Genomic DNA, 25491 nt, shown 5'->3' with positions numbered 1-25491 from the left:
GGATTAATCGCGAGTCAGTTTGCGGTGCGTGACCCGGTGCGGGCGGGCGGCGTCGGCGCCGAGGCGATCGACCTTGTTGGCCTCGTAGGCCTCGAAGTTGCCCTCGAACCAGAACCACTGCCCCTCTTCGACGTTGCCCTCCCACGCCAGGATGTGGGTACAGGTGCGGTCGAGGAACCAGCGGTCGTGGCTGATGACCACGGCACACCCGGGGAACTGCTCCAGCGCGCTCTCCAGCGAGCCCAGGGTCTCGACGTCGAGGTCGTTGGTCGGCTCGTCGAGCAGGATCAGGTTGCCGCCCTCTTTCAGGGTGAGCGCGAGGTTGAGGCGGTTCCGCTCACCACCGGAGAGCACCTCCGAGCGCTTCTGCTGGTCAGGGCCCTTGAACCCGAAGGCGCTGACGTAGGCGCGCGAGGGCATCTCGTTCTGGCCGACCTCGATGTAGTCGAGCCCGTCGGAGACGACCTCCCACACCGTCTTCTTGGGGTCGATGTTGGCGCGGCTCTGGTCGACGTAACTCAGCTTGACCGTCTCACCGACCTTCACCGTGCCCGAATCGGGCTGCTCCAGGCCGACGATCGTCTTGAACAGGGTCGTCTTGCCGACGCCGTTCGGACCGATCACGCCCACGATGCCGTTGCGCGGCAGGGTGAACGACAAGTCCTTGATGAGAACCCGGCCCTCGAAACCCTTGTCCAGGTGCGAGACCTCGACCACGACGTCGCCCAGGCGCGGCGGCGTCGGGATCTGGATCTCCTCGAAGTCGAGCTTGCGGGTCTTCTCCGCTTCGGCCGCCATCTCCTCGTAGCGGGCGAGGCGGGCCTTGTTCTTGGTCTGGCGGGCCTTGGCACCGGAGCGGACCCAGGCGAGCTCTTCTTTCAGCCGCTTCTGCAGCTTCTGGTCCTTCTTGCCCTGGACCTCGAGACGCTCGGCCTTCTTCTCCAGGTAGGTCGAGTAGTTGCCCTCGTAGGGGTGCAGCTTGCCGCGGTCGACCTCACAGATCCACTGCGCGACGTGATCGAGGAAGTACCGGTCGTGGGTCACGGCCAGCACGGCGCCCGAGTAGTTCGCGAGGAACTGCTCCAGCCACAGCACCGACTCGGCGTCGAGGTGGTTGGTCGGCTCGTCGAGCAGCAGGAGGTCGGGCTTCTGCAGCAGCAGCTTGCACAGTGCGACGCGGCGACGTTCACCACCGGACAGGTGGGTGACCGGCGAATCGGCCGGCGGGCAGCGCAGCGCATCCATCGCCTGCTCGAGTTGGGAGTCGAGGTCCCAGGCGTCGTTGTTGTCCAGGTCCTCCTGGAGCTTGCCCATCTCTTCCATCAGCTCGTCGGAGTAGTCCGTCGCGAGCTGTTCGGCGATCTCGTTGAAGCGGTCGAGCTTGACCTTGATCTCGCCCATACCCTCCTCGACGTTCTCCTTGACCGTCTTCTCCTCGTTGAGGGGCGGCTCCTGCAGGAGGATGCCGACGGTCGCGTCGGGGTCGAGGAACGCTTCGCCGTTCGACGGCTGGTCCAGGCCGGCCATGATCTTCAGGATCGACGACTTGCCCGCGCCGTTGGGTCCCACGACACCGATCTTGGCGCCCGGGTAGAAGGACATGGTGACGTCGTCGAGGATGACCTTGTCGCCGTGCGCCTTGCGAACCTTCTTCATCGTGTAGATGAACTCAGCCACGTGAAAACTCCTTCGGACCTGCTCGATGCCGTGTGATCTGTCTGCCGCGGACGCGGGGGGTGGGCGCCCGGGCGCACACACAATGGGGTCCAGCCTAGTCGCCGTCGCACGACGGGCGACGGTCCGGTGCGTCTGCGCCGGTTCGGTGCACCGTCTTTCGCGGGTTGACGCGCGGGTGGGCAGGTTTGCCGGGAGAATGTCGTGGGGACAAGAACGGGGGGATGGGTGAGCGCCGTGCCGGTGTGCGGCGGCGAGGCGATGGGAGCGGTCGATGGGTGCGGTACCCAGATGGACGATCGTGTCCGTGGTCCTGGGTGTCATGGTCGGGTCGATGGGCGTCGTCGCCTGCGAGCCGGCGCCGCGCGAATGTCCGCCGACCATCTCACCCCTGCACGCCCCGGCCGGGGACTGCCTGCGGTTCGGTGTCAGCACCCCGAGCGGCCCGCTCCGCCCGGCCGAGGTCGCCGCGGTCACCGACCTCGTCGGCGTTCGGCCGACCGTCAACCTGTTCTTCGAGGACTTCACCGCGATCCCCCCGATCGCCGCACTCGACGCCGTGGTCGCCTCGGGTGCCGAACCGGTGGTCACCTGGGAGCCGTGGCGCCACCTCGGTGGTGACGACTACGACTGGGGCGCGTTCACGATGTCGTCGATCGTGGCCGGAGCCCACGACAACTACCTGTACCGCTGGGCCGACGAACTCGTCGCCTGGGGCGGGATCGTCTACCTCCGGTTCGCGCACGAGCCGAACGGCGACTGGTACCCGTGGAGCCCCGCCGGCGGGACCTCCCCCGAGCTGTACATCGCCGCGTGGCGCCATGTCCACGACCTCTTCGCGTCCAAGAACGCGACCAACGTGAAGTGGGTGTGGGCCCCGAATGTCCCCCTTTCCGACGACGCTCCGCTCTCACGCTGGTACCCGGGCGACACCTACGTCGACGTCCTGGGGATCGACGGCTACAACTGGGGCGCGGTGCCCGGCCACCGATGGACTCCGCCGGCGGAGTTGTTCGCCGATTCGTTTGCACAGCTTCGTAACTTGTCCTCCGAGAAACCGATACTCGTCACAGAGGTCGGGTCGGCAGAAGCCGGTGGTTCCAAAGCCGACTGGATCGCCGACCTGGTGACCTACCTCGACGACGCCGACGACGTCACCGGCTTCGTCTGGTTCGACCACGACAAAGAAGCGGACTGGAGATTGGGCAGCACGGCAGCAGCGGGCGCCGCGATGGCGCACGCACTCGAGAAAGCGGGACTGAGGTGACCCTGGTGGACGCGCACATCGATGCCGACATCGAAGAGGCACGACTGCATTCGATGCAGCAGTTGAACGTACTCGACTCACCCCCGGAGGATCGGTTCGCGCAGATCACCCGGATGGCGAAAGCCGTGTTCGGCGTACCGATGTCGACGGTGTCGCTGCTCGACCGAGACCGGCAGTGGTTCAAGGCGGTCGACGGCATCGAGCTGCAGAACCTGCCGCGGGAACAGACGGTCTGCCAGGTGACGGTCGCGCGTGCCTACGACCACCCCGACGATCCGGCGCTGATCATCCCCGACGTCTCGAAGGTCCCGACCTTCGCCGCGATCCCGCAGATCGCCGCCGACGACGGAATCCGCTTCTACGCGGGATATCCGCTGTACGGCCCCGGCGGACATCCCGTGGGGACCTTCTGTCTCTATGACACCCAGCCGCGGGAACTCACCACCGATCAAGAGGCGGCGTTCCGCGAGCTCGCCGCATGGGCGCAGCGGGAGATCGCGAACAGCGACGACCTGGAACGCGCGGCACTGGTGCAGCGTCAATTGCTGCCGCCGCCCCTCGGAGTCGTCCCCGGATGGTCGATCGCGGCGATGTGCCTGCCCGCCTTCGCCGTCGGCGGGGACTTCTACGATCACTACCCCTGGAGCGACGGCCTGGTGTTCACCGTCGCCGACGTCATGGGGAAGGGGCTCGGCGCGGCGATCCTCACGGCGACGGTCCGGTCGGCGATCCGAGCCGCATCCCGCGCACTCGACGCCGCCGGACATGCCGCGGCCGACGCCGACCTCGCGAAGGTGGTCGAGACGGTGGCCGATCAGCTCGCCGACGACTTCGCCGGCACCGAGACGTTCGCGACCGCGTTCCATGCACGCCTGCACACCGACGAGGGGCAACTCGAATACGTGGACGCCGGCCATGGCCTGTCGATCGTCCGCCGGGCCGCCGGAGGTGTGGAGTCGCTCCCCGGGGGCGGTCTGCCGATCGGCATCCTGCGCGACGACACCTGGGACTCCGCCCGGGTCCACCTCGATCCCGGCGACATGGTCGTCATCACCTCCGACGGGCTGCTGGACCTCTTGCCGTCTGGTGACGAGTCGGCGTTGCGGGCACTCTTCGCCGACACCTCGACCCCGTCGGAGGTGTGCTCGATGGTGAGCGAACTGGTCGCCTCACGGCCGCCGATCGACGATGTGACCGTCGTGGCCATTCGTCGAGACGATGCGGGATGAGCGAGAGCGTCGAGGAGGCCACCCTCGCACGCACGGCCCCGTCGCCGTGGCTGCGGCTGGTGATCGTCGCCGCCGCGATCCTCGGGATCAACTACATCGTGTGGCGCTGGCTGGCCTCGGTGAACTGGGACGCCTGGTGGATCGCGGTTCCCCTGGTCGTCGCCGAGACCTACAGCCTGATCGACTCGTTGCTGTTCGGGCTGACGATGTGGCGGCTGCAACACCGCCCCGATCCGCCTCCCCCGCCCGAGGGCGCCACCGTCGATGTCTTCATCACCACCTACAACGAACCCCTGGATCTGGTGATGAAGACCGCTGTCGCCGCGAAGGCGATCACCTACCCGCACACCACGTGGATCCTCGACGACGGTGATCGAGCCGAGCTCGCCGAGGCCGCGGCCCGGGCGGGCATCGGCTACATCACGCGATCGTCGAACTGGCTCGACAAACCTCGGCACGCCAAGGCCGGCAACCTGAACAACGCCCTGATGCAGACCGACGGCGAGTTCCTCCTCATCCTCGACGCCGATCAGATCCCCGAACCGCAGATCCTCGACCGCACGCTCGGCTACTTCCACGACGACAAGATGGCCCTCGTCCAGACGCCGCAGTATTTCGTGAACGTGCCGCCCGGGGACCCGCTCGGCAGCCAGGCTCCGCTGTTCTACGGGCCGATCCAGCAGGGCAAGGACGGGTGGAACGCCGCGTTCTTCTGCGGATCCAACGCCGTGCTGCGCCGGGAGGCGCTGATGCAGCTCGGCATCACCCAGTACGTCTCCGCCGTCTCCGACGGCATCGATCGCGCCCTGCGCACCGCGCGTTCTGTCCTCAAGTCGACGCGCAAGCAGGTCGGGAAAGACAACCCCACCGCCTCGGCCGCGCTCGACGCCGTCGACGAGGCCGTGAAAGACGCTCGCGCGCAGCTGAAGAAGAAAGAGCCACTGGCCGAGATCACCTATCGCTTCCAGGCGCGCGTCGACGAGGCGGCACGCGGGCTCGTCGACGCCGACGTCGAGGCCATGCGCGCCGACCTCGAGGCCATCGAGGCGCTCACCGAGCTGAGCGAGCAGGAAGCCGGTGCCGGCGCCGTCGACTACGACGCACTCGCGGTCCTCGCCGAGCGCGAGTGGTCGCCGCTCGGCGCCATCGAATCCATCCGCGCCATGGTCGCGGCGGTCGACGTCGGACGATCCGACGAGGCCCAGCCCATGTTGCCCCTGGCCACCATCTCGGTGACCGAGGACATGGCGACCTGTATGCGGTTGCACGCCCTCGGCTGGAACTCCGCCTACCATCACGAGAATCTTGCCTTCGGCCTGGCGCCCGAGGACCTGAAAACGATGGTCACGCAACGGCTTAGGTGGGCACAGGGCACGATCCAGGTCATGCTGCGGGAGAACCCGCTGGTACAGAAGGGCCTCACCCTCACCCAGCGACTCATGTACTGGGCGACGATGTGGAGCTACCTCGCCGGTTTCGCGGCCATCGCCTACATCGCGGCACCGGTGGTCTACCTGGTGCTGGGCATCCTGCCGGTCGAGGCCTACAGCTGGGACTTCTTCCTGCGGCTGATCCCGTTCCTGGTGGTCAACCAGATACTGTTCCTGGTGGTGGCACGAGGCACGCCGACGTGGCGCGGCCAGCAGTACAGCCTCGCTCTGTTCCCCGTCTGGATCAAAGCGTGCACCACCGCATTTCGCAACGTCTACATGAACCGTCCGCTCGGTTTCGCGGTGACCCCGAAGACCAAGCAGTCGCAGGATGCGTTGCCCTGGCACATCGTTCGGCCACAGCTGATCGCGATGGCGTTGCTCGTGGTGGCCTCGGTCATCGGTGTCGTGCAGCTGTACCGGGGCGCCGTCTCCGTTCTCGGCGTCGGCGTGAACCTGTTCTGGGTAGTGTTCGATCTGGTGATCCTGAGCGTTGTCATCACCGCGGTGCGGTACCGCGGTCCCGATGAGGAAGGGCAGTGATGGCGAATTTCGCAACACGTAGCGTCGACGGCGGCGCCGTGGCGATCCGGCCCGAGGGCCGGCTCAACATGGTTGTCGCCCCGCGACTCCGAGACCAGTTGCACGAGTTGGTCGGGTCCGGTTCGGCCCGGATCGTCGTCGACCTGTCCGGCACCGACTTCATCGATTCCTCGGGCCTGGGCGCACTCGTCTCCGGGTTGAAGGTGGCACGCCAGGCCGGCGGCGACCTCCGGATCGCGGCCCCGACGCCGCAGGTGGTCACCGTCCTGGAGTTGACCAATCTCAATCGCGTTCTGCGCGTTTACCCGTCGGCCGACGACGCCTTCGACGGGGCCTGACGGGACCCGTCCCACTCACCCAGAGATCGAGGACCCGGCGATGACCGAGAACACCGCGACCCGCACCCTCGAGGAGATCACCTCGCTCGAGACCATGGACCACATCCACGCACTCCTCGCCGATCTCCTCGCGGAGTGCCCCATCGACGACATGGACGCGATGCAGTTCGAGCTCGCCGTGGCCGAGATCGGCGCCAACATCATCGAACACGCCGGGGACGGCGCAACCGTCACCCTGCGCCTCGAGCTGGAGGTCGCACCGGACCGGATCGAAGCCCGCTACTCCGACGACGGCAGTCCCGCCCGCGTCGATCTCGACGCCGTGAGCCTGCCCGACGACTTCGCCGAGCGTGGCCGCGGCCTGGCCATCGCGATCAACGTCCTCGACGAACTCGCCTATCGTCGTGCCGACGGCAAGAACCACTGGCGACTGGTCCGGAACCGTTCGGATTGAGTTGTAGTCGGCTCGACCCCACGATCGTGCGTTCACGCCGCCGGCTCGCGGGACTCGGGCGCAGTCGCGACGACCGGTGCGTCGGCCGCGCGCCCCTGGGCGGGCGTGCCCCGATACGTGACGACGCAGCGACTCAGGTCGAGTCCGACGGCCACGGCCGTCATCTCGAGATCGGAGCGACGTGAGCCGTCCGCCGACGGGTACTCGTTGGTCTTGATCTGACCGTGCGCGATCACCGGCCGCCCCTTCGCGATCGCCAGGCCGACGCCGGTCAGCAGACGCCGCCAGCAGCTGACCGTGAGATACAACGTGGGTCCGTCCGACCACTCGCCGGTGCTCTTGTCGATCCGGCGCGACGTGCACGCCACGCGGAAGGAGATCACGTCCTCCCCGGTGGTCGTCTGCCGCCGACGGGGATCGGACACTACGGTTCCGATGACGGTCGTGTACGTCTCAAACATGGTCGTCTCCTACGGGTGTCGGCCACGGGAAGATGTGGCCGCACCAGCATCACCCGCAGCGGGGCCGTCAACCGTCGAGGCCGCACGACTGTGGAGAACTCGACGGGTTACCCACAGATCGCGATGCACCTGACGCTCGCCGCCCATAGACTTCGCAGGGTGCGCATCCGAAGGCTCCTGGTAGGTCTCATCGCAGCGGCAACGATGCTGGCTGCCCCGCCCCTCGCAGGCGCTGCGCCGGTCGCTTCGCCGACATTGACCGGTCTGACCGAGGCGATCGCGGGCCGGCTCGCACTGGCCGACACCGTCGCTGCGACCAAGTGGGCGTCCGGTGCGGCCATCGACGACCCGGCGCGCGAACAGGTGGTCCTCGACACCGTGTCGCAGCTGGCAACCGACCGGGGTCTCGACCCCGCCTACGTGCGCAGTGTGTTCCGCGATCAGATCGAGGCGAGCAAGACCGTCCAGCGCGGACTGTTCGCGCAGTGGCGGCTGCCCGGGCAGACTGCTCCACCTGCGACGTCCGATCTCGGTCCGGTCCGGACCGCGATCAACGAGTTCACCGTGGCCATCGTCGACCAGCTTGCCGCCGCAGGCGAACTCGTGACGAGCTTCCGGTGTCCCCCACAGCTGATCACTGCGACCGGCCGCACCGCTGCCGACTTCGGCTTCGACCCCCTGCACGCCGGCGCCTTGATCCAGGCCGGGTCGTCGGTCTGCACGGTGTCGACGGGGTCCGGCTGAGACCTGTTGCCGCTCAACCGCGCTTGTTGAGTTCCTTCAACATCTCGTTGTAGCTGCCGAGGTCCGCGTCGTGGTCGCGGTCCGCGTTGCGGTCGAAGCGTCGCGCCAGCTTCGTATCGCTGCGCTGCCACTGCACGAACAGCGCGAGCAGGACCACCACCAGAGGGATCTCGCCTGCGGCCCAGGCTATTCCGCCCCCGACACGTTGGTCGTCGAAGAGGCCGTAGTTCCACGGGAGATTGAGCCCGCGGTAGTAGGTCTCGGCGATGACCGCGGTCGTCATCATGAGGGCGATGCCGAAGAACGCGTGGAACGGAATCGAAGCCATCACGAGGCCCAGCTTTGCCACGGGTGACACCTGACGCGGCGCCGGGTCGATGCCGATCACCAGCCAGTAGAAGAGGTAGCCGCTGATCAGGAAGTGCAAATTCATCAACAGGTGCGCCGCGTGGTACTGGACCACAGCCTCGTAGAGACCTCCGAGATACAGAACGTAGAAGCTGCCGACGAACATGACCGCGGCGATCAGCGGATGCGTCAGGATCCGGGACGGCGCCGAGTGCACGCCCAGCTGAATCCACTCGCGCGGGCCCGGCGGATTGCCCCGACCGGCCGGCGGCAGTGCCCGCAGGGCGAGCGTGACCGGGCCACCGAGCACCAGCAGGACCGGCACCATCATCGACAGCAGCATGTGCGCGATCATGTGGATGCTGAACATCGCCGGGGCGTAGCGGCCCAATCCCGATGACGTCGCCAGTAACAGCAGCAGACACCCTAGGAGCCACGCGACGGTGCGACCGACCGGCCAGGCATCACCCCGGCGCCGCAGGCGGATGACTCCCCGGAGATACACGACGGCGAGCACGATCGCCGCGAGCCCGAAGATCAGGTCGAAGCGCCACTCGGTGAGAAGGCGGACGAACGTCGGCGGCCCGTCGAGGTCGTAACCGATCGCGTTCTCGGTCGCCGAGATCTGGGTGGTGTCCACGAGTGGAGGCGGCGTACGGCTCAGGCCGACGGCCAGGCCGAAGGTCGCGGCGAACACGGCGAGTTCGACCAGTCCGAAGCGGACGAACAGCGACGGCTTGTCGTCGGCGTCCAGTTGGGCGATGGTGACGCGACGATGCCACGCGCCGAGTCCACCGAGCACGACCAGTGCCACCACCTTGGCCACGACCAGACGGCCGTAGGTGTCGGTGAACAGGTCGCCGAGCGGCACCCGCACCAGGGCGTTGACGACACCGCTGGCGCCCACGACGAGGATGCACCAGAACGCGACGCGCGAGAACCGTCGCACCGCCAGGGCACGCCATCGTCCGTCGGCGAGGGCGTAGACCACGACCGCGGCGAGACCGCCGAGCCACAGGGTCGCGCCGATGATGTGCAGGATCAGGCTGTTGGTGGCGACGTCGTGGTTGCCACCCGACGAGGAGTGGCCCGCGAGCGCGGACGGCATCAGGCTGAACACGGAGAACGCGATGACCGCGATGGTCGGACCCCAGTGCAGGGTCATCCGGGCGATGATGGCCGCGACCAGTGCGAACACCGCGGTCCAGAACCAGGTGCGCACCTCCGCGACCTGGCCGTAGGCGGTCAGCAGGTTCGCCGGGCGGATCGCCTCCGCCAGCGGCGCCCCACTGACCTCCGACGCCGAGAACGGCATCAACAGCAGAGCGGAGACCGACCACGTCAGCGCGCTCGCCGCCGCGATCCGGATGGCGCGGTAACCCCCGACGTCGAGGACGCCGCTCGCCTGGGGCGGCACGAAGAACGCGGCGAACACGGCCGACCCGAGCGCGATCGCCGCGGCGAACTCGCCGATCGCGGTCAGCGCAGGTGCGCCGTAGGTGGTCAGCGGCCCCGGATCGGGCACACCGGTCAACCGGAGCGCCGACGCCGCGGAGATCGCGGTGACGGCGACGGCGACGATCGCGGCGAGCCAACCCGATGCCCACAGGATCGCGGTGACGACGCCGCGCGGTTCGTTCATCGCGTCGCGATGCTGCTCCGCGGAAGCGGGCGTCGACGTGCGGGTCATCCTCCAACTGTAGGACCGGCGACTGACGTGATCCCAATTCGACCTGGCCCGCCGTGGCGCACGGCATAGCGACGACGGTGTCGTAGACTCTCTCTGCCCGGCCGCTCGTGCGCCACGTCACGCTCGCCGGTCAGCCTCCGTAGCTCAGGTGGATAGAGCAAGGGCCTTCTAATCCCTAGGTCGCAGGTTCGAGTCCTGCCGGGGGCACGTCATGTGCCTGTCGCCGACCGCTCGAAGCGGATCGGGAACCGTTCGGGGCACGCCGTGCGTCATAGTCCTGCCCCACACCTCGGTGGGTCGCGACTCCCTGGAGGATCATGACGCTCCCCCGCTCTCTGTCCGGTTTTCCGCCCCTCTCATCTGGTCGACGAGACCAGAAGGGTTCAGAAGCATCGCTGTTCGGTGTCGATCCCACCGAGGTCGAGGGCATCGCGCGCACCTGGCGGGCCGCCGCGATCGCGATCCACGCCGCGGATGTCGAGGCCGTCGGAGCGGCGCTCGGACCCTCGAGTCGCGTCGTGCGTGCCCTCGCCGCCACGATCGGACCCGCACGGCTGGCGGTGGACTCCATCGGTGAACGCCTGATGACGATGAGCCAGATGCTGCGGGCGTTCGACGCGACGACGGCAGACGCCGACGCGCGGTCGGGCACCCGGTTCCGCTCGCTTCGGAACCGCTGATGCGACCCACCCTCTCGCAGTTGCGCGCGTGGGATCCGCAGTCGATCGCCGTCGCCGGGTCCGCTGCCTCGACGCTCGCCGAGCGCATCGACACCGGCATCGGTCGCGCAATGCGTGCCTTCGACAACGCCTCGAGGTGGTCGGGTGCCACGCATGATGCTGCGCACCAAGCCATCTGGGCGGAACACGATCATGCCGGCGAGGTCCGCAACGTGGTGCAGATGATCGCCGACGAGGCCTCCGATGCCGCCGCCGACCTCGGCTACGCCCGCGACTTCGCCCTTGGTGTCGTCCGGGGAGCCGAGGGGCTGGGCTTCACCGTCTTCGACGACGGCGAGGTGACACATCCAGAGCACGAATTCGACGGCCAGGCCGCCCTTCTCGCGGAATCCATCGCCGAGGCGCTCGACACCGTCGACGCCCTCGACGAGCGCTACGGTGCACGACTCGAGACCTTCGCGGCCGACCTCGCGTCGATGACGGCGGGTCAACCCGACGTCACGCTGCCCGGCGGCGCCGAGATGGACCCGGACCAGGCCGTCCGCATGCTGGAGACGCTCACGCCGACCCAGGTCCGCGACGTCATCGAACAGATGAGTTCCGACGACCTGCGACGCCTGATGCAGGCGAACCCACACGTCGTCGGAAACTTACCGGGCGTGCCGTTCGCGATCCGCGCCCAGGCCAACGAGATCAACATCCGCAATGCACTTCTCGACGAGGTAGCGGCCGGCCGCGCGCACGGCCGTCGAGCTCGGACCCTGCGCGGACTGCTCGCGCCCATCCCCGACACCATGGCCGGCGAGACACCCCGCGGTGACGACGGACTCGTCGAGCGAACCTTCATCACCTTCGTCAACACTCCACGCGGACGCCTGGTCGAGATGATCGGATCGTTGCGGCCCGACACCCCGAACACGGCGACCTACGTGCCCGGGACCGGCACGAACCTCGACACCGCTGCCGGCCACAACCGCACGGCCGCAACCGAACTCGCGGCACGCACCGGCGGTCCGGTCTTCCTCTACCTCGACGGCGACCTCCCGCCCGACCTCCGCTCGGCGGCGAGTCCGAGCTTTGCCGCAGCCATGGCGCACCGCCTGGCGCTGTTCGGAGCAGAACTCGACGCCGAGATCGCGCACCTCGCACCCGGTGCGACCACCACCTACATCGGTCACAGCTACGGCGGGTCGGTCGTGGGCTCGGCCGAACAACTCGGTCTCGCGCCCGACCGCGTCATCTACGCGTCGTCGGCGGGCACCGGAATCTACGACACCCCGCATCCCGACGGCGTGGATCGATACTCGCTGACCTTCCCGGGCGACCCGATCCACTACGTCCAGTCCTTTCCCGGGAACCCTCATGGCCACGACCCCGACACCGCGCCCGGCGTGATCAGGCTCGACACCGGCACAGTCGAGCTCGACGAGCGCACAGTCGACGGGGGTCTGGTCACCCACGGTGCTTATTGGAACGACACGGAATCCACGGCCTTCCAGAACATGGTGAAGGTCATCGTCGGCGCCGAACCCGACCTCTACGTCCCTCGCAAGCCCGACGTCGCCGAACTCCCGCCACCGGTCGGCGCACCCGCTCCCCTGTGGTGGCTCTATCTCGTCAACGATCGCGCCGACGGGGACATCGACCTGCCGGGGCCGATTCCCGACATCCCGCTACGGCTGCCGTGGTGAGCCGCGACTCGAACACACGCCAGGCTTCCGAGTAGTCGTCTGTTCCATCCCGGTCCCCTCGCGACCGTCCACCTGCGAACCTCAACTCGACTCCTGGACCTCGATCGAAGTCCATCAGTCGAGTTGAGGTTCGTCGGTCGGACACCTATGCGTCGCCGTGGTGAGTGCCCGTCCGGCCGACGTCCACCGTCCCCCGCCACCCGCCGATGAGGCGCATGGAGTGATAGATGACCAGTGCCGCGACCGAGCCCAGCGAGATGCCGGCGAACACGAGGTCGCCGACCTGCCAGGTGTAGTCGGCAATGCCGATGATGAGTGGGATCGCCGCGGTGAACTGGTTGATCGGCTTGGAGAAGTCGACCTTGTTGGTCACCCAGATCTGGACGCCGATGACACCGACCAGACCGTAGAGCGCGGTCGTGACACCGCCGAGCACGCCAGGGGGGATCGCGGCGATCACGGCGCCGACCTTGGGCGACAGTCCGAGCAGGATCGCCGCGCCGCCGGCCACCCAGTAGGCCGCCGTCGAGTACACCTTGGTCGCCGACATCACACCGATGTTCTCGGCGTAGGTCGTCGTGGCCGACCCACCGCCGCTGCCGGCCAGCATCGTGGCCACGCCGTCCGCGGCCAGCGCCCGACCCATGGTCGCGTCGTAGTCCTTGCCGGTCATCATCGCGACCGACTTCACGTGGCCGATGTTCTCGACGACGAGCACCAGCACCACGGGCAGGAACAACGGCAGGACACCCAGGTCGAACGTGGGCGTCTGGAAGTCGGGCAGTCCGATCCAGGCAGCGTCGCCGATGGCGGAGGTGTCGATGTAGTCGTTGTCGCTGTCGATCCGGTCGAGGATCAGCGCGAGGACATATCCGGCCACGACGCTCAGGAAGATCGCCAGGCGACCGAGCAGCCCGCGGAACAGCACCGCGGAGGCCACCAGCAGCACCAGCACGATCGTCGCCAGGACGGGATCGGCGACGAAGTTGTTCTTGGCCGCCGGCGCCAGATTGAGCCCGATCAACGCAACGATCGCGCCGGTCACGACGGGTGGCATCAGGGTCTCGATCCATCGCACACCCGCGAAATGACTGATGAGCCCGATGACGACGAGCAGAGCGCCGACCGCCACGAGCCCGCCGAGCGCCGACGACGCCCCGTCGGAGGCGACGGCGGCCGTCACCGGCGCGATGATGGCGAAACTCGAACCCAGGTAACTGGGCAGGCGGTTGCGGGTGATCAGCAGGAACAGGATCGTGCCGACGCCGGAGAAGAACAGCGTCGTCGACGGTGGGAACCCGGTCAGCACCGGGACGAGGAAGGTCGCGCCGAACATGGCGACCACGTGTTGCAGGCCGATGCTGACCGTCCGAGGCCAGGTCAGCCGTTCCTCCGGTGCCACGACCGCGTTGTCGGTCAGCTTCCAGGACAGCAGATTCCGAGACCTCGTCTCCGGTTCACCCATGCCGAACAGTGTGCGGCACGGATGCTGACGACGCCTCACTTCGGGTCTCCTCCGCCGATGCTGCACGGACGGCATATGCAACTCGACTCATATACACCTTGTTGCATAGTGCGTTGTTGCAGTGTTAGCTTGCTCTCATGGCGCTCGAACACGCGATTCTGGTGTCGCTGGCCGAGCGACCGGGAACGGGCTATGAGATCGGTCAACAATTCGACCGCAGCATCGGCTACTTCTGGTCAGCCACGCACCAGCAGATCTACCGGACGCTGAAGAAGCTCCTCGACGACGAACTGGTCAGCGTCGAGTCGATCAGCCAGGACGGTCGTCCGGACAAGAAGGTCTACACGATCTCCGATGCCGGGCGCGACGCCCTGGCCGACTGGGCGATGAGTCCGACCCCACTGCAACCGCTCCGCAGCGACATCGGCGTGAAGCTGCGGGCCGCGGAGTTCGGCGACCTCGCCGCCATCATCGGCGAACTCAAGGCCCACCGCGACGAGCACCTCGCGCAACTGAAGCTCTACACCGGCTTCCAGGCCGACTACTACCCCGATCCCGACACGCTCACCGGCCGCAAGCTGCACCAGTACCTCGTCCTCCGCGGCGGTATCCGCCAGGAGCAGGGATACATCGAATGGTGCGACGAGGTCATCCACGGACTCGAACGGGAATTGACCCAGAGCTGAGTTCGCCAGTCCCGCAACACCTTCGATACCGCCAATCCGTCCACCCAGGTTCACCGAGATGAAAGGTCGCGCCATGTCAGCCCCGACGGCACAACCGAACCAGCACTATCCGCACCTGTTCACGCCCCTGCAGATCGGCGGCATGACCATCGAGAACCGACTGGTCATGGGTTCGATGCACACCGGTCTCGAGGACCGGTTCTGGGACACCGACAAGCTGGCCGCGTACTTCGCCGAACGCGCCAAAGGCGGTGCGGGACTGATCATCACCGGCGGCTTCGGCACCAGCCGGACGGGTTTGCTCGCCTTCGCCGGCGGCAAGATGACCAACGTCGTCGACATGACCCGCCACAAGCGCGTGACCAAGGCCGTGCACGACGAGGGCGGCAAGATCGCGATGCAGCTGATCCACGCCGGCCGCTACGGATACACGCCGTTCAAGGTCGCTCCCGGCACCGATCCGTCGCCGATCCACCCCTTCAAGCATCTGAAGATGACCGAGCCGATCATCCGCCACGTCATCAGGTCGTTCGGGCAGTCCGCCAAGCTGGCACGCAAGGCCGGCTACGACGCCATCGAGATCATGGGCGGCGAGGGCTACCTCATCAACCAGTTCCTCTGCCCCCACACCAACGACCGCACCGACAAATGGGGCGGCAACACCGAGAACCGCCAGCGTTTCCTGGTCGAGGTCATCAAGGAGATCCGCCGTCAGGTCCCCCGCGACTACCCGGTGATCCTGCGTCAGTCGATCGCCGACCTGATCCGCAAGGGACAGACCTGGGACGAGGTCGCGCTGATGGCTCGCAAGGCCGAGCAGTACGGCGTCGACGCCATCAACACCGACATCGGCTGGCATGAGGCCCAGGTTCCCACCATCGTCACCTCGGTGCCGCGCGGCGCGTTCGTGAAGTTCACCGAACGGCTCCGCGACGAGGTCTCGATCCCGCTGATCGCGGCCAACCGCATCAACACCCCGGAACTCGGCGAGGAGATCCTCGCGAACGGACGCGTCGACGCCATCCAGATGGCCCGGCCGTTCCTCGCCGATCCCCACCTGGCGAACAAGGCCCGCGAGGGTCGCTCCGACGAGATCAACACCTGCATCGGCTGCAACCAGGCCTGCCTCGACCACGCCTTCGTCGGCAAACACGTGTCGTGCCTGGTGAACCCGATCGCGGGACGCGAGACCACGCTCATCCTGGGTCCGACGCGAAAGGCCAAGCGCCTCGCCGTGATCGGCGCGGGCCCGGCCGGCCTGTCGGCCGCCGTCGCCGGCGCCAAGCGCGGCCACAAGGTCACCCTGTTCGAGGGCGGCGACTCCATCGGCGGCCAGTTCTCCATCGCCGCACGCATTCCCGGCAAGGAGGAGTTCAGCGAGACGATCCGCTACTTCACCCGTCAGATCGAGGTGCTCGGTATAGAGGTCCGGCTGAACACCCGCGCCGACGCCGAGCAGATCATCGCCGAGAAGTTCGACGACGTGATCGTCGCGACCGGCGTCGTGCCGCGCATCCCGAGCTTCCCCGGCGTCGATCACCCGATGGCGATGTCGTACGCCGACGCCGTGCTCGGACATCGGGAGATCGGCAAGCGCGTGGCCGTGATCGGTGCCGGCGGCATCGGTTTCGACGTCAGCGAGTTCCTCACCACCGACGAGTCGCCGACGATGAATCTCAAAGAGTGGGAACAGGAATGGGGCGTGACGGAGGATCCGGAGAAGCCCGGCTTCGTCACCAAGCCGCGGCCGCTTCCGCCGGTGCGTCAGGTCTACCTGGTCCAGCGCAAGGTCGGTAAGCAGGGCAAGTCCCTCGGCAAGACCACCGGATGGGTCCATCGCGCGACGATGAAGATGAAGGGTGTCGAGCAGATCAGCGGCGCCACCTACGACAAGATCGACGACCAGGGGCTGCATCTGAGCTTCCGCGACGACGAGGGCAACGTCACCGACACCCGCGTGCTCGAGGTCGACAACGTGGTGATCTGCGCGGGCCAGGAGTCGGTACGCGATCTGGTCGATCCGTTGACGCTGGCCGGGGTCACGACGCATGTGATCGGCGGGGCCGATTACGCCGGCGAGCTCGACGCCAAGCGCGCGATCCGGCAGGGCACCGAGGTCGCCGCCGGCATCGACTGACGCTCGGCCTCGGCGCGAGAGGCGGCGGCTACCATTGCGACATGCCGGTACCGCCGCCCTCCGCCACCGCCCGTGCCGTCGTCACCGGGGCCTCGTCCGGGATCGGGCGGGAACTCGCACGCGCGCTGGCCGCCCGGGGTCATTCGGTCATCCTCGTCGCCCGCCGGGGCGACCTTCTCGAGGAACTCGCCGGCGAACTCCGCACGGCACACGAGGTCTCGGTCGAGGTCCGCGCGGTCGACCTGTCGGACCCGACGAAGGTGGAAGTGCTCGCCGCCGAGTTCGCGGGCCGCGAGATCTCGATCCTCTGCAACAACGCGGGCATCGCGACCTTCGGACCGGTCGCCGACCTCGACGCCGACTACGAACGCGCGCAGGTCCGCCTCAACGTCAACGCCGTCCACGACCTCACTCTGGCGGTGCTCCCGCAGATGGTCAGGCGCGGCTCGGGCGGCATCCTGATGGTCGGGTCGGCCGCCGGAAACATGCCGATTCCCAACAACGCGACGTACGCGGCATCGAAAGCCTTCGTGAACAGCTTCAGCGAGTCCCTGCGCGGCGAGGTGTCCGGGCAGGGCGTGCATGTCACCCTGCTCGCGCCCGGCCCGGTCCGCACGCACACTCCCACCCCGGACGAGGCGTCCATCGTCGACAAGGTCGTCCCGGACTTCCTGTGGCACTCCTCGGCCAAGGTCGCCGAGATGAGTCTGGACGCGTTGGCGCACAACAAGATGCGCGTCGTGCCCGGCACCCTGTCCAAGGCTATGTCGGTGGCCGGCGGGTACACACCGCGCGGGGTGGTGGCCCCGATCGTCGGTGGGTTCTACCGCAAGTTCAGCGCGGAGTAGGTATCGCCTGGGCGCCGTTCAGCGCCGCCGGCGACGCCCCGTGCCGAAGATCGCGCGACTGAACTCACGTCCGGCCGCGCTCGCCGCCGATCGCAGGAAACTCTGCATCGGCTTGCTCGTGAGCACCTCGGTCAGGAGCCCCGGCTCCTCCGGCATCGGCTCCGGGGCGGGCGTCGGCGGCACGGGTGCCGGTGCGTCGGCGGGCTCCCCCGGTGCGAGGGTGTTCGCGGCCAGGATCTCGTACGCCGACTCGCGGTCGATGGGCGTGCCGTACTTCGCGTACAACGGCCCGGCTTTCGCCGCCGAGGTGACGGCGTCGGCGCCGATGGCCTCCATCGCCGACCGGGGCGCTCGGACCACCGTCCACGCGACCGGGGTCGGCGCACCGCGCTCGGACAGCACGGTCACGACCGCCTCGCCCGTACCGAGAGAGGTCAGCACCTGCTCGAGGTCGTAGACCTCCGACACTGGGTAGGTCTTGACCGTCGTACGCAGCGCCTTCTGGTCGTCAGGGGTGAAGGCCCGCAGCGCGTGCTGGATCCGGGCACCCAGCTGGGACAACACTTCTTTCGGGATGTCCGTCGGCAGCTGGGAGCAGAAGAACACGCCGACGCCCTTTGACCGGATCAGTTTCACCGTCTGGACGACCTGGTCCACAAAGGCTTTCGACGCATCGTCGAACAGCAGATGCGATTCGTCGAAGATGAAGACCAGCTTTGGTTTGTCGAGGTCGCCCACCTCCGGCATAAATTCGAACAGATCGGCCAAAATCCACATGAGGAAGGTCGAGAAGAGCGCGGGGCGGGCCGCCTGGGTACCGAGCTCGAACAACGTGATGATGCCGCGTCCGTCGGGCGCCGTCCGGATGAGGTCGGCGGGATCGATCTCGGGTTCGCCGAAGAACGTGTCACCGCCGTCGGCCTCGAGATTCGACAGCGCCCGCAGGATCACGCCGGCGGTCTGCCGCGACACCCCGCCGATCCCCTTCAGTTCGGTCTTGCCATCGTCGCTGGTGAGGAAGGCGATGACCGACCGCAGATCCTTCAGATCGAGAAGCGGCAAGGCCTTCTTGTCCGCCCAGTGGAAGATGAGGCCCAGCGTCGACTCCTGGGTGGCGTTGAGCCCCAACACCTTACTGAGCAGGATCGGCCCGAACGAGGTGATGGTCGCACGGATCGGTACCCCGATTCCCTCCGAACCCAGCGAGACGAACTCGACCGGGTGCGCTGCCGGTTGCCAGTCGTCGCCGGTCTGGTGGGAGCGTTCGGCGATCTTGTCGTTGCCCACGCCCGCTCGGCTGAGTCCGGACAGGTCGCCCTTGATGTCGGCCATGACGACAGGAACGCCGTTGCTCGACAGTTGCTCGGCGATGAGCTGCAGCGTCTTGGTCTTTCCCGTCCCGGTCGCGCCGGCGACGAGACCGTGCCGGTTCATCATCGACAGCGGGATTCGGACCTTCGCCGCGGGATCCACCTGCCCCGCCACCGAGACGGCGCCCAGTTCGAGTGCGGCGGTGCTGAACGCGTATCCGGCGGCGATGTGCTGCGCCGGACTGGAGGCTTCGGTCACGAGCACACGATAGACCTCGGGGGCCGATGTCCCGCGGATTCGCGCGCGAGGTTGGCTAAGGTTGTCGGGTGCAGGACAAACTGGTGTGGATCGACTGCGAGATGACCGGACTCCGACTCGAGTCGGACAAACTCATCGAGATCGCGGCCCTGGTGACCGACGGCGACCTCAACATCCTCGGCGACGGCGTCGACGTCGTGATCCACGCCGACGACGAGGCGCTGGCGTCGATGCCCGACGTGGTGACCAAGATGCATGCGGCCTCGGGTCTCACCGAGGAGGTGCGGGCGTCCACCGTCACCCTCGCCGAAGCCGAGAAGCTGGTGCTCGACTACATCCGCAAGCATGTGACCACCGCCGGCGCGGTCCCCCTCGCGGGCAACTCGATCGGTACCGACCGTGGTTTCATCACGCGAGACATGCCCGAACTCGACGCCTACCTGCACTACCGCATGGTCGACGTCAGCTCGATCAAGGAGCTGTGCCGGCGCTGGTACCCCAAGGTCTATTTCGGCCAGCCCGAGAAGGGGCTCGCGCACCGGGCCCTCGCGGACATCCGCGAGTCGATCCGGGAACTCCGCTACTACCGGGCCGCGGCGTTCGTGCCCGCCCCCGGCCCGGACACCGATGCCCTCGCCGGGATCGTCAAAGACCTCGGCCCCGCATGAACACGCAGGTGGGGTAACCGATTGGAGTTCTGCGGCACCGACCCGCTAGAGTGTTGATGGCTCTGAGACCCGGCGCTGACGCCCAGGTTTCCGACGCCGATGGTGGATGTAGTTCAGTTGGTAGAGCACCAGGTTGTGATCCTGGCTGTCGCGGGTTCGAGTCCCGTCATCCACCCCGACGGAGCCCCGTCTGCGATCCGCAGGCGGGGCTTTTTCGTGGCCGTGATGCAACACGTCGTGCATCAGAGCGATCCGGATGACACCACACGTGGGCCTGGTTCTAAGATTCCCGGCACCCGGTGGACCAGCGTCTGGGTGATGGCCGCCGTAGCTGCCGCACGGTATCCCCAACATCGACGTTCGACGCACGCACCCGCTGGGTTGCGCGCGTGGGAGAAGGTCTCAGCCGCTTATGAGGTCGCCGTACCCGCGACGCTCGAAACTTCGGACGAGGCGCTTCGACGGTTCATGGTTCGCGAGCCAGTCACTCAGAGCGTGGCGGCGTTCGCGCTCGTCGGCGCGTCCCAGGCCGAGGTCGGCGAGGAGCGCGTCCAGTGAGGCGGGAGGCTGCGGGGTTCGTCCGACAGGGGTGAACGCGGAATCGTCCCAGAGTCGTTCGTTGGACATCACGCTCACCTCACTTCCACGGTCACTTCGGTCAGTCCTTCTTCAGTGGCCTGTACTCCCACAATGTACAGCGCGGACGCTCCAAGCAGGAGTTCTCGCTGATTCGCAAGCTCCGGGTGGCCCACCGGTGGCACTCACAGGGCTCGTGTTCCTCGTGTGGCTAGCACTCGCAGGAGCACCGGGGCGCTGCCGGGGTCCGTGAACCCCATGGCTTCTGCGCGGGACGTGCTCGTCGCGATGAACGCACCTGGCGGGATTGTCCGCCCGATGAAATCGTGCAGGTTGGCGGTTGATCTTCCGAACATGGCCCCGGCGTTTCGGACACCGCGCCACAGGACGACGTCGTCTGGTAGCGGGTGGCGGTCGAGGATGTCACCGAGTACGTCCATAACGTGATCGGCTTCGTCGTCGTCGAACTCCCCAAGTTGTTCGCGCATCCGCATCTGTACGCGCTGGTAGAAGCGGTCCGTACGCTGCCAGCGTCTGACCGCTTCTAGCTCATCGCCGGTCAGATCGAACTCGAAGTCGTCGTTGAGCACCTGTTCGAGTTGGGCGGCGTCTTCGTGGGTGGGGCCGCCGAGCGGGGCGCCTCCGGAATGAGTAGAGGACGGCTCGCCCGGGGGCGGAAGGGTGGGCGGTGCGTCGTCGGCTGCGGTGTCGATCTGTGGATCGTAGTCCGCGCCGTCGCCCGGTGTGGGTTCCTCGACCGAGTTGTTCGTCAATCTCATTCGGCGTTTGTCTGCTCCCACAGGACCATGTCGTTGACGTCGTTCGCGCGCTACGTCTCATGTCCCGAATCTCTTTTCGCAGCGCTGTCGATATCCGGAATCGCCGTACGTCACCATGGTGTCGGACCGATCCGGTTCGACATTGTGGCCGCATCGGTACGCACATCGCAGTCGGTACCGCATGCCGCCGGCCGAGAACTGGAGGAACGATGAAGTACGCATTGCTGCTCATGGGACATGTCAACGATCCGGCATGTGGTGAGGACGGTGGCGCCAGCCCCGAAGAGTTCTTCGCCTTCGACGAGGAGATCACCAAGGCCGGCGTCGTCGTCAACTCCTTCGCGCTGGAGGACGAGCGCGCGGTGGTGCACACCGACGACAGCGGCGAGCGGGTGGTCGCGTCGTCCGGGCCGTTCGCGGAAGTCCGGGAGTTCGTCGGCGGGGTCTATGTCATCGACGTCGCCGATGTCGACGAGGCGATCGAGTGGGCCCGCCGCAGCCCCGGTTCGGCACCCGGCGGCCATGTCGAGATTCGGCCGCTCGCACCGTACTGAGTGATGACGAACAATTCACACCGTTCGGCGGCCACGGATTCCGCAGGGTCCGTGGCCCGCCGGGCGGTGTCGGCCGTCGATCGCGACGTCCGTTCTCGTGTACTCGCCACGCTCACGAAGAAGTTCGGCGATCTCGACCTCGCGGAGGACGCGTTGCAGGACGCGATCGCGCAGGCCCTGATCACCTGGTCGCGTACCGGAGTCCCGGATTCACCGGAGGCATGGCTGACGACGACGGCCAAACGCAAGGCGCTCGACGTGGTGCGGCGTGAGTCCGTCCTCGACGGGAAACTGGCCCGGCTGCACACCGAGACCGAACGTGCCTCCACGCCTGCGGAGTTCGCAGACCCGGCTGAGGCACCGCCACCGGGGTTGCCCGATGAACGCCTCGGCATGTTCTTCGCCTGCACCCATCCCGTGCTCCGCGCCGAGGACCGGATCGCGCTCACCCTTCGGTTCGTCGCCGGGCTGACCACCGCGGAGGTCGCGCATGCGCTGCTGATCCCGGTACCGACGACCCAGCAGCGAATCGTGCGCGCCAAGAGACGGATCGGCGCGCTGGGTGTTCCGTTCGCGCCGCCGCGCGAGGGCGACCTCCCCCGTCGACTCGGCGGGGTCCTGCGGGTCATCTACCTGCTGTTCTCCGAGGGGTTCGCGCGCTCGACCGGTGACGCGCACATCCGCGACGACCTCACCGACGAGGCCGTCGCCCTCGCTCGGACCTTGCGCGCACTGCTCCCCAACGCCGAGACGACCGGACTGCTCGCCCTTCTGTTGCTCACCCAGTCCCGCCGGCCGGCTCGGCTCGACTCCGACGGCCGACCGGTTCCGCTGGATGACCAGGATCGCCGGCTCTGGGACCGGACCCTCGTCGCCGAGGGCATCGCGCTCGCCGAACACGCTGCGGCACAACCAGACGCCGGTCTGTACACGATCCAGGCGGCGATCGCGGCCGTGCACGCCGAGGCAGCCACCCCGGACGAGACCGACTGGGCCCAGATCGCCGTCCTGTACCGACTACTCGAAGTGCACGATCCCGGACCCGTGGTGCGCGTCGGTCGCGCAGTCGCCGTCGGACGCGCGTACGGCCCGGCGCGCGGTATCGCGATGCTCGATCAGTTGCAGTCGGACACACAGCTCGACCGGTTCCGGCCCTTTCACATCGCCCGCGCCCTCACGCTGAGCGAACTGGGCGACGACCGCGGCACGGCGATCGCGTACCGCCGCGCGCTCGAACTACCCGGCAACGGCGCCGAGGACGACTATCTCGCCGACGCCCTGTCCGGGCTGGATGTCTGACCGGCAGACTTCGGCCTCGACACCACCGGGGACCTTCGTCCCCGAAAGTCCTCGAAGCCGGGCGCATGGGCATGCCTCGCAGTAACGTTCACCACATGCCTTCCTACTGGGTCATGCCTGCCGTTGCCCTGATCTCGTGCATCATCATCGGGATCGGGTTCATCATCGGGATCCCGGGCGGCGACGACAACGACTGAGTTCGACGCCTGAACTGATCTCGACCACACGGCCGCGCCGTCAGGGTGTGTGCCGCGATGACATCGCACGTCTGCCGGTGTCGTCCTACGCCCGGAAGGACGGCACGTGGACCTCACGCGCAGACAGTTGATGGCCGGTGCCGCGGCGACCGCCGCCGCGGCCGGGCTCGGGTCCGGCCTGTCCGCCGCCCCGGCCGGCGCGTCGCCCCCGGGGTCGACGAGTTACCTCGTCGGCTGCGGCATCGGAGATGTCACCGGCGCGGTCGCCGGCCAGGGCATGATGGGGTATTCGAATCCCGAGCAGGTCGCGGCCGGGCTCCTGCAGCGTTGCTGGGCGCGGGCCTACATCATCGTCGATCCCGCCACCGGGCGGCGCGTCGTCTTCCTGACCGCCGACCTCGCGTGCCTGTTCCAGTCGCACCACATGGGCCTGATGGCCAAGCTGCGCAACCGATTCGGCTCCTTGTACACCGAATCGAACGTGAATCTGAACGCACAGCACACGCACGCCTCCTGCGGCGGCACGTCCTGGGACTACGCGTATTCGCTCGCCGCGTTCGGGTTCAAGAAGAACTCCTACGACGCCGAGATCGACGGCATGTTCGCCGCGATCGTTCGCGCGCACGAGAATCTCGCGCCCGGCAGCGTCACGATCGGCCGCGAGGAATTGCACAACGCCAGCCGGAATCGATCCCGGGTCGCCTTCGACGCGAACCCGTCGGCAGACAAGCGGCACTTCCCCGATGCGATCGACCCTCAGGTCACGGTGCTACGACTGCGGCAGCACGACACCTCCGGCGGCCGGGATGTCGGTGCCATCACCTGGTTCCCGACACACGGCACGTCTCTCACCGACCGCAACGTCCTCATCGCCGGCGACAACAAAGGTTACGCGAGCCACCTGTGGGAGCGCACCCAGCCCGGGTTCGTGGCCGCCTTCCCGCAGACCAACTCCGGCGACATGACGCCGAACCTCGCACTCGCGCAGTTCGATCCGCGCGGACCGACATCGGACAACAGACGCAACTGCGAACTCATCGGCGAGCGTCAGTACATCGCCGGACGGCGAGGCTTCGAGGCGGCCCGTCCGATGACCCGGGGCGGCGTCGACTCCATCGTGCGGTACGTCGACATGTCGGCGGTCCGGATCTCCGGTACCTACACACCCGACGGCCGACCGGCGTCGACCACCCCCGCGATGATGGGCGCCGGCGCGGTGGCCACCAGCAGCGAGGACAACTACGAGAAACCGCTCCCCTTCCTCGTCGAGGGCATGACCAATCCCCTCGTCACCGCGCTCGGCGGAGACCGCGTCCCACCGATCGCGCCGTGGATGCGAGACATGCAGGCGCCCAAGCTGATCGCGTTCCCGCTCGGTCTGCTGCCGCCCTCGGGCTGGATCCCGTCGGTGGTGCCGCTGCAGCTCATGCGCATCGGCGAACTCGTGCTCGTCGCCGTACCCGCCGAGGTCACCATCGTCGCGGGTCTGCGGCTGCGTCAAGTGGTCGCCGGCGAACTGCGGACCGACGTCGACAACGTCCTCGTGCAGGGGTTCGCGAACGCCTACACCCAGTACGTCACGACGCCCGAGGAATACGACCTGCAGCACTACGAAGGCGGCGAGACTCAATTCGGGCGATACACCCTGCCCGCCTACCTGCAAGAGTTCGCCGCACTCGCCGCGGCCATGTCGTCCGGACGCCGGATCGGCCGTGGTCCGGCGCCGGTCGACAAGTCCGCACTGCAACCCGACCTGGTGCCCCCGGTCCCCGCCGACCGTCCGATACCGGGCCGACGCTACGGCGACGTCCTGCGTGAACCCGACGCCACGTACCGCGCCGGTTCGACCGTGACCGTGCAGTTCGTCGGCGCGCATCCCAACAACGACTTCCGGCACGGCCGGACCTATCTCGAGGTGCAGCGGCGTACCGGCAGCGAGTGGACGACGGTCGCCGACGACAACGACTGGTCCACGGAGTTCCGGTGGGCGCGCCCGGCCGGCAGCACCGACACGTCGCGGATCACGATCACCTGGCGGTCGCCGACGGACGCGTCCGGGATGCACCGCATCCGCTACTTCGGGGACAGCCGCGATGCGAACGGGTCGACGAGGCCCGTCTCCGGGACGAGTCGCACGTTCCGCATCGGGTCCCGCTGACGCACG

General features: G+C 67.5%; 22 protein-coding genes and 2 tRNA genes. 17 read left to right on the top strand and 7 right to left on the bottom strand.

What is annotated here, in order from left to right; translation table 11 throughout:
* Window positions 1-3: 3 nt before the first annotated feature.
* Entirely contained in the window at window positions 4-1677 is a 1674-nt protein-coding gene (gene ettA / locus M4D77_RS06465; RefSeq protein WP_259935807.1) for an energy-dependent translational throttle protein EttA, read from the bottom strand.
* A 271-nt stretch (window positions 1678-1948) separates the two neighbouring features.
* Between ettA and M4D77_RS06460 the strand changes: the two genes are divergently transcribed.
* Genes M4D77_RS06460 through M4D77_RS06440 form a run of 5 tightly spaced genes read left to right on the top strand, consistent with a single transcriptional unit; the run spans window position 1949 to window position 6935 of the window.
* A complete protein-coding gene (locus tag M4D77_RS06460) occupies window positions 1949-2941 on the top strand; it encodes a glycoside hydrolase family 26 protein (protein ID WP_259935806.1) in 993 nt (330 codons plus the stop codon).
* Window positions 2938-4170: a PP2C family protein-serine/threonine phosphatase gene (locus tag M4D77_RS06455; protein ID WP_259935805.1), complete on the top strand. Its 1233-nt coding sequence runs from the start codon at window positions 2938-2940 to the stop codon at window positions 4168-4170. The genes M4D77_RS06460 and M4D77_RS06455 overlap by 4 nt, the downstream gene beginning before the upstream one ends.
* Window positions 4167-6143, top strand: a complete 1977-nt coding sequence (locus M4D77_RS06450; RefSeq protein WP_137809312.1) for a glycosyltransferase family 2 protein — start codon at window positions 4167-4169, stop codon at window positions 6141-6143. Before M4D77_RS06455 ends, M4D77_RS06450 begins: the two co-directional genes overlap by 4 nt.
* Entirely contained in the window at window positions 6143-6481 is a 339-nt protein-coding gene (locus M4D77_RS06445) for an STAS domain-containing protein (protein ID WP_259935804.1), read from the top strand. The genes M4D77_RS06450 and M4D77_RS06445 overlap by 1 nt, the downstream gene beginning before the upstream one ends.
* A 40-nt stretch (window positions 6482-6521) precedes the next feature.
* Window positions 6522-6935 carry an ATP-binding protein gene (locus tag M4D77_RS06440; protein ID WP_137809311.1) on the top strand — a complete coding sequence of 138 codons (414 nt, stop codon included), beginning with the start codon at window positions 6522-6524 and terminating at the stop codon, window positions 6933-6935.
* 32 nt (window positions 6936-6967) lie between these two features.
* On the opposite strand, the gene M4D77_RS06435 is transcribed toward M4D77_RS06440, so the two are convergent.
* Window positions 6968-7396, bottom strand: coding sequence for a single-stranded DNA-binding protein (locus M4D77_RS06435; protein ID WP_259935803.1), 429 nt, complete (start codon window positions 7394-7396; stop codon window positions 6968-6970).
* A 159-nt stretch (window positions 7397-7555) separates the two neighbouring features.
* On the opposite strand from M4D77_RS06435, the gene M4D77_RS06430 reads away from it, so the two are divergent.
* Window positions 7556-8140 (top strand): chorismate mutase, encoded by a 585-nt coding sequence (locus M4D77_RS06430; RefSeq protein WP_259935802.1) that lies wholly within the window; start codon window positions 7556-7558, stop codon window positions 8138-8140.
* A gap of 13 nt (window positions 8141-8153) precedes the next feature.
* On the opposite strand, the gene M4D77_RS06425 is transcribed toward M4D77_RS06430, so the two are convergent.
* Entirely contained in the window at window positions 8154-10178 is a 2025-nt protein-coding gene (locus M4D77_RS06425) for a bifunctional copper resistance protein CopD/cytochrome c oxidase assembly protein (protein WP_259935801.1), read from the bottom strand.
* A gap of 133 nt (window positions 10179-10311) precedes the next feature.
* On the opposite strand from M4D77_RS06425, the gene M4D77_RS06420 reads away from it, so the two are divergent.
* The 3 genes from M4D77_RS06420 to M4D77_RS06410 all read left to right on the top strand — a co-directional run bounded on the left by M4D77_RS06420 (window position 10312) and on the right by M4D77_RS06410 (window position 12549).
* Window positions 10312-10385: transfer RNA gene (locus tag M4D77_RS06420), tRNA-Arg, on the top strand.
* A 110-nt stretch (window positions 10386-10495) separates the two neighbouring features.
* Entirely contained in the window at window positions 10496-10858 is a 363-nt protein-coding gene (locus M4D77_RS06415; protein WP_259935800.1) for a hypothetical protein, read from the top strand.
* A complete protein-coding gene (locus tag M4D77_RS06410) occupies window positions 10858-12549 on the top strand; it encodes a hypothetical protein (protein ID WP_259935799.1) in 1692 nt (563 codons plus the stop codon). Before M4D77_RS06415 ends, M4D77_RS06410 begins: the two co-directional genes overlap by 1 nt.
* Window positions 12550-12694: 145 nt before the next feature.
* On the opposite strand, the gene M4D77_RS06405 is transcribed toward M4D77_RS06410, so the two are convergent.
* Window positions 12695-14014, bottom strand: coding sequence for a uracil-xanthine permease family protein (locus M4D77_RS06405; protein WP_137809305.1), 1320 nt, complete (start codon window positions 14012-14014; stop codon window positions 12695-12697).
* A 137-nt stretch (window positions 14015-14151) separates the two neighbouring features.
* Here M4D77_RS06405 and M4D77_RS06400 point away from each other — a divergent pair, with 137 nt between their 5' ends.
* The 3 genes from M4D77_RS06400 to cmrA all read left to right on the top strand — a co-directional run bounded on the left by M4D77_RS06400 (window position 14152) and on the right by cmrA (window position 17685).
* Window positions 14152-14700: a PadR family transcriptional regulator gene (locus tag M4D77_RS06400; protein ID WP_137809304.1), complete on the top strand. Its 549-nt coding sequence runs from the start codon at window positions 14152-14154 to the stop codon at window positions 14698-14700.
* 73 nt (window positions 14701-14773) lie between these two features.
* A complete protein-coding gene (locus tag M4D77_RS06395; protein ID WP_137809303.1) occupies window positions 14774-16837 on the top strand; it encodes an NADPH-dependent 2,4-dienoyl-CoA reductase in 2064 nt (687 codons plus the stop codon).
* A gap of 41 nt (window positions 16838-16878) precedes the next feature.
* The gene (gene cmrA / locus M4D77_RS06390) at window positions 16879-17685 is read left to right on the top strand and encodes a mycolate reductase (protein ID WP_259935798.1); all 807 of its coding nucleotides are present in this window, start codon (window positions 16879-16881) and stop codon (window positions 17683-17685) included.
* Between the two features lie 18 nt (window positions 17686-17703).
* Here cmrA and M4D77_RS06385 read toward each other — a convergent pair whose 3' ends face one another.
* Entirely contained in the window at window positions 17704-19260 is a 1557-nt protein-coding gene (locus tag M4D77_RS06385) for a helicase HerA-like domain-containing protein (RefSeq protein ID WP_396266537.1), read from the bottom strand.
* A gap of 62 nt (window positions 19261-19322) precedes the next feature.
* Between M4D77_RS06385 and orn the strand changes: the two genes are divergently transcribed.
* Together orn and M4D77_RS06375 are read left to right on the top strand one after the other, a co-directional pair.
* Window positions 19323-19922, top strand: a complete 600-nt coding sequence (gene orn, locus M4D77_RS06380; RefSeq protein ID WP_259935796.1) for an oligoribonuclease — start codon at window positions 19323-19325, stop codon at window positions 19920-19922.
* 102 nt (window positions 19923-20024) lie between these two features.
* Window positions 20025-20097 (top strand) — tRNA-His (locus M4D77_RS06375).
* Between the two features lie 227 nt (window positions 20098-20324).
* Here M4D77_RS06375 and M4D77_RS06370 read toward each other — a convergent pair.
* Window positions 20325-20549, bottom strand: a complete 225-nt coding sequence (locus M4D77_RS06370) for a hypothetical protein (RefSeq protein ID WP_137809299.1) — start codon at window positions 20547-20549, stop codon at window positions 20325-20327.
* 134 nt (window positions 20550-20683) lie between these two features.
* A complete protein-coding gene (locus M4D77_RS06365; RefSeq protein ID WP_259935795.1) occupies window positions 20684-21277 on the bottom strand; it encodes a hypothetical protein in 594 nt (197 codons plus the stop codon).
* 209 nt (window positions 21278-21486) lie between these two features.
* Between M4D77_RS06365 and M4D77_RS06360 the strand changes: the two genes are divergently transcribed.
* The 3 genes from M4D77_RS06360 (at window position 21487) to M4D77_RS06350 (ending at window position 25485) form a co-directional block, all read left to right on the top strand.
* Window positions 21487-21831 (top strand): YciI family protein, encoded by a 345-nt coding sequence (locus M4D77_RS06360; protein ID WP_137809297.1) that lies wholly within the window; start codon window positions 21487-21489, stop codon window positions 21829-21831.
* 3 nt (window positions 21832-21834) lie between these two features.
* On the top strand, window positions 21835-23130 hold the full coding sequence (locus M4D77_RS06355; RefSeq protein ID WP_259935794.1) for an RNA polymerase sigma factor: 1296 nt from the start codon (window positions 21835-21837) through the stop codon (window positions 23128-23130).
* Window positions 23131-23433: 303 nt separating this feature from the next.
* On the top strand, window positions 23434-25485 hold the full coding sequence (locus M4D77_RS06350; RefSeq protein WP_137809295.1) for a neutral/alkaline ceramidase: 2052 nt from the start codon (window positions 23434-23436) through the stop codon (window positions 25483-25485).
* Window positions 25486-25491: the final 6 nt, after the last annotated feature.

Source organism: Gordonia sp. p3-SID1431, from assembly GCF_025143765.1.
Classification (GTDB): domain Bacteria; phylum Actinomycetota; class Actinomycetes; order Mycobacteriales; family Mycobacteriaceae; genus Gordonia; species Gordonia hongkongensis.
The sequence above is the reverse complement of the archived record's forward strand: the minus strand, read 5'-3'. Positions and strand labels throughout refer to the sequence as shown.

Bases quoted from the DNA above. Each gene is read 5' to 3' on its own strand.
- cmrA (WP_259935798.1), top strand. From the start codon at position 16,879: ATGCCGGTACCGCCGCCCTCCGCCACCGCCCGTGCCGTCGTCACCGGG.
- M4D77_RS06445 (WP_259935804.1), top strand. From the start codon at position 6,143: ATGGCGAATTTCGCAACACGTAGCGTCGACGGCGGCGCCGTGGCGATC.
- M4D77_RS06460 (WP_259935806.1), top strand. From the start codon at position 1,949: ATGGGTGCGGTACCCAGATGGACGATCGTGTCCGTGGTCCTGGGTGTC.
- M4D77_RS06365 (WP_259935795.1), bottom strand. From the start codon at position 21,277: ATGAGATTGACGAACAACTCGGTCGAGGAACCCACACCGGGCGACGGC.
- M4D77_RS06435 (WP_259935803.1), bottom strand. From the start codon at position 7,396: ATGTTTGAGACGTACACGACCGTCATCGGAACCGTAGTGTCCGATCCC.
- M4D77_RS06370 (WP_137809299.1), bottom strand. From the start codon at position 20,549: ATGTCCAACGAACGACTCTGGGACGATTCCGCGTTCACCCCTGTCGGA.
- M4D77_RS06415 (WP_259935800.1), top strand. From the start codon at position 10,496: ATGACGCTCCCCCGCTCTCTGTCCGGTTTTCCGCCCCTCTCATCTGGT.
- M4D77_RS06355 (WP_259935794.1), top strand. From the start codon at position 21,835: ATGACGAACAATTCACACCGTTCGGCGGCCACGGATTCCGCAGGGTCC.
- M4D77_RS06425 (WP_259935801.1), bottom strand. From the start codon at position 10,178: ATGACCCGCACGTCGACGCCCGCTTCCGCGGAGCAGCATCGCGACGCG.
- M4D77_RS06410 (WP_259935799.1), top strand. From the start codon at position 10,858: ATGCGACCCACCCTCTCGCAGTTGCGCGCGTGGGATCCGCAGTCGATC.
- M4D77_RS06450 (WP_137809312.1), top strand. From the start codon at position 4,167: ATGAGCGAGAGCGTCGAGGAGGCCACCCTCGCACGCACGGCCCCGTCG.
- M4D77_RS06360 (WP_137809297.1), top strand. From the start codon at position 21,487: ATGAAGTACGCATTGCTGCTCATGGGACATGTCAACGATCCGGCATGT.
- M4D77_RS06400 (WP_137809304.1), top strand. From the start codon at position 14,152: ATGGCGCTCGAACACGCGATTCTGGTGTCGCTGGCCGAGCGACCGGGA.
- M4D77_RS06440 (WP_137809311.1), top strand. From the start codon at position 6,522: ATGACCGAGAACACCGCGACCCGCACCCTCGAGGAGATCACCTCGCTC.
- M4D77_RS06405 (WP_137809305.1), bottom strand. From the start codon at position 14,014: ATGGGTGAACCGGAGACGAGGTCTCGGAATCTGCTGTCCTGGAAGCTG.
- M4D77_RS06395 (WP_137809303.1), top strand. From the start codon at position 14,774: ATGTCAGCCCCGACGGCACAACCGAACCAGCACTATCCGCACCTGTTC.